The sequence below is a fragment of the Burkholderia sp. MSh2 genome (assembly GCF_000731655.1).
GTDB lineage: Bacteria > Pseudomonadota > Gammaproteobacteria > Burkholderiales > Burkholderiaceae > Burkholderia > Burkholderia paludis.
Map to the genome: position 1 here is coordinate 1 of NZ_JPGM01000069.1, position 3,559 is coordinate 3,559.

The 3,559-nt window shown below is 67.0% G+C and carries 2 protein-coding genes; both read left to right on the forward strand.

Going from position 1 to position 3,559, the window contains the following annotated elements; all coding sequences use genetic code 11:
* Positions 1-1,876, forward strand: a 1,876-nt coding sequence (locus tag GQ57_RS31785) for a beta strand repeat-containing protein (protein ID WP_034199945.1), incomplete at its 5' end; no start/stop codon positions are given.
* 385 nt (positions 1,877-2,261) lie between these two features.
* Positions 2,262-3,559, forward strand: a 1,298-nt coding sequence (locus tag GQ57_RS31790) for a two-partner secretion domain-containing protein (protein WP_034199946.1), incomplete at its 3' end; no start/stop codon positions are given.

Sequence of the window (3,559 nt, forward strand, 5' to 3'; positions counted from 1 at the left end):
GCTGGCACTGACGGGCGAACAGGCGCATCTGGAGCTGAACTCGGCGAAGGGTCACCGGTTCACGCAAGACAACGCGTCGGCAACGCTGTCGGGCCGCAATGCGTCGTTCTCGTCGAACGGCGAAGCGTATCAGGTGATCCACGATGTCGCGGGCCTGCGCAATGTGGACCGCGACCTGAAGGGCCGCTACGTGCTGGGCAACGCGATCGACGGCAAGAACGGGGCATTCCAGAGCATCGGAGCGAACAGCGCATTCGACGGCGTGTTCGACGGCCTCGGCAACACGGTGTCCCGTCTGAAGGTCAATGGCAGCGGCGCGTCCGTCGGCCTGTTCGCCGAGAACCGAGGGCGTATCGCCAACCTCGCACTCGACTCGATCGCGGTGAACGGCGCGAGCACGTCGATCAAGACCAGCATGACGATCGGCGGTCTGGCCGGCGCCAACCGCGGCGGGACGATTTCGAACGTCCGCGCAACGCAGATGAGCATTTCGTCGTCCGGCGCCGGCTATAGCGTCGCAGGCGGTCTCGTCGGCGAAAACGACGCCGGCGTGATCGACGGCGGGCGCTTCCAGGGCTCGATCGCCGGCAACGACAGGACGGTCAACATCGGCGGTATCGCCGGGACGAACGCCAGCTCGCGCATCGCCAACAGCCGTGCCGATGCCGAAATCAGGAACGTGCGGTCGCCGTCGTCGACCACGACGAATCTGGTGGGCGGCCTCGCCGGCCTGAGCTGGGATTCGACCATCTCGGATTCGTCGAGCGCAGGCCGGATTACCGTGGGCGACACCGTGTACGCGGGCGGCCTCGTCGGCCACGCGGTCGGCGGTGCCATCGATCGCTCGCATTCGTCGATGGCCGTCTCGGCCGGTCGGGCGGGCATGGTCGGCGGGGCGGTCGGCTCGAACGTCCATACCGCGCTGACGAACGTCTCGGCGAGCGGCAACGTCAGCGCGACGTCCGGGGCGGACGTCGGCGGTCTCGTCGGCCGCAGCGATTACGCGACGATCCGCGCTTCGTCGGCAAGCGGCAATGTCGGCGCGACGGCGGGCAGCAGGGTGGGCGGTTTCATCGGCACGAATGCCGACAGCAGGATCAGCCAGTCGCACGCGACCGGCAACGTGACCGGCAGCGGCGCGGCGGCGACCGGTGGTTTCGCGGGCGTGAACGACGGCGGCAGCGTGCTCGCGAACGTGTCGGCGACGGGGCGTGCGGCGGATGCCGGGCGCGGCGTCGTCGGCGGCCTGGTCGGCCGGAACGTCGGTGCGATTCTGGAAGGGAAGGCGTACGGCGACGTGAGCGCGGGCAATGCGAGCAGCATCGGCGGGCTCGTGGCCGTGAACGACGGATCGATTGACCACGGCGCGTCGAGCGGCGCCGTGCGCGGCAGCCAGGACAGCCGTATCGGCGGTCTGGTCGGCACGAATCGCGGCAGGGTGGTGGCGTCGGGTTCGACGTCTGACGTGGTCTCGGGGCGAGGCAGCTACGCCGGCGGGCTGATCGGCGAAAACCTCGGCAAGCAGACCGTCGTGAGCGGTTCGACGGCAGGCGGCACGGTGACCGCTACCGACGGACTGTACGTCGGCGGGTTTGTCGGCGCGAACGACGGATTGATCGCCGATTCGGAATCGTCGGGCACGGTCTACGCGTCGGGGACGTATGCCGGCGGCTTTGCGGGCCAGAACTACGGCACGATCCGTTCGTCGCGTACGAGCTCGAAGATCGACTACCGGGCGCAGAGGAGGCCGTTGTTCGCCGGCGGCTTTGCCGGATTCAATGCGGGCAGCATCGAATCGAGTCAGGCGACGGGCGCCGCATCGACGGAGCCGTTCGTCGATTTCAACATCGGCATGATCGACGGCAAGTCGTGGTAATGCATGTCGGCGCCAGATGAGGCGCTCGGCAGGTCACGGGGCGGCAATCGCGCCGCCCCGTGGGGATGGCCGCCCGTTCCGGGCGGCATTCAAGGCGTGACAGGATTTTCGGTGTCGCGATCGGCCCGGGCGGCCGGCGCTGTATTGACATCCGCGACGCAGGCCCGGCTGCGATTCATCGCAATCTCTATTTCGATACTCATATAGGAATGCGAATTGAATCCCGGTTGCAAGTCGAGCGAGAACGTGAATCCGCTCGGCGGGGTACAAGGTCGGCAGGTCTGCCTGTCGAGCAGAAGGGTTCATGCTGCCCGGTTTTGACCGGGTAGCGTGATCGGAGGCCCATCGAAGATGGGTCAGTTAAAACGTAAAAAAAGGATTCCTGATGAATAAAGCCTACTCGCTGGTATGGAACGAAGCGCAAGGCGGTTGGTGTGCGGTGAGCGAAACCGCGCGTCGCCGAGGCAAGACGGGCGGCGGCAAGCGCCTGCTGGCGGCCGGGGTGTCGCTGCTGGGGTTGGCGGCGACGAGCGCGTACGCGTTGCCGACGGGCGGCGCGGTTGCGTCGGGGAAGGCGGACATCGCGACGTCGGCGGACGGCAAGACGATGTCGATCAACCAGCACACGGACAAGCTGATCACGAACTGGCAGGACTTCAGCGTGGGTGGTGGAGAGCGGGTGTCGTTCAAGCAGCCGGACGCGAAGTCGATCGCGTTGAACCGGGTGATCGGGACGAACGGCAGCCAGATCCACGGGCAGATCGACGCGAACGGGAAGGTGTTCGTGGTGAACCCGAACGGGGTGGTGTTCGGGGCAGGCGCACAGGTGAACGTGGGCGGTCTGGTGGCGTCGACGAAGGATGTGTCGGACAAGGATTTCCTGGCGGGCAACTATCGTTTCTCGGGTGCGTCGTCGAAGTCGGTGGAGAACGCGGGGACGCTCACGGCGGCGGAAGGCGGCAGCGTGGCGCTGCTGGGTGCGCGGGTGTCGAACACGGGTGTGATCCGGGCGCAGGCGGGCAACGTGGCACTGGGCGCGGGTAACGCGTTCAACGTGAACTTCGACGGCAACGGCTTGCTGAGCCTGCAGGTGGAAGGCGGCGCGATGGATGCGCAGGCGCACAACGGCGGTCTGCTGAAGGCGGAAGGCGGCGAGGTGCTGATGACGGCGCGCGCGGCGAACGGCCTGCTGAACGCGGTGGTGAACAACAGCGGGACGATCGAGGCGCAGGGGCTGGGCACGCGCGACGGGAAGATCGTACTGGACGGTGGTCTGGTGCAGGTAGCCGGCAAGCTGAACGCGGCTGGCGGTGACGTGACGACGCGTGGCGAGCGAGTGAAGGTGTCGGGCGATGCACAGGTCGATACGCGCAACGTGTCGGGTCGCACGGGTACGTGGACGATTGAGTCGGCAAACGCGAACGTCGACAATGCGGACGGCGTACTGGGCGGACAGACGCTGTCGCGCGCGCTTGGCACGACGAACGTGGCGTTGACGAACACGTCGGGCGACGTGACGGTCGATGGCGCACTGAACTGGGCGAGCGACCATGCACTGACGCTGACGTCGCAAAAGGGTGACGTTGCGCTGAAGCAGGCAGTAGCAGCAAGCGGCGCAAAGGCGCGCGTGGTGGCAAACGCGGCGGGCGAGATCCGCGTGGATGACAAGCTTGCGCTGACGGG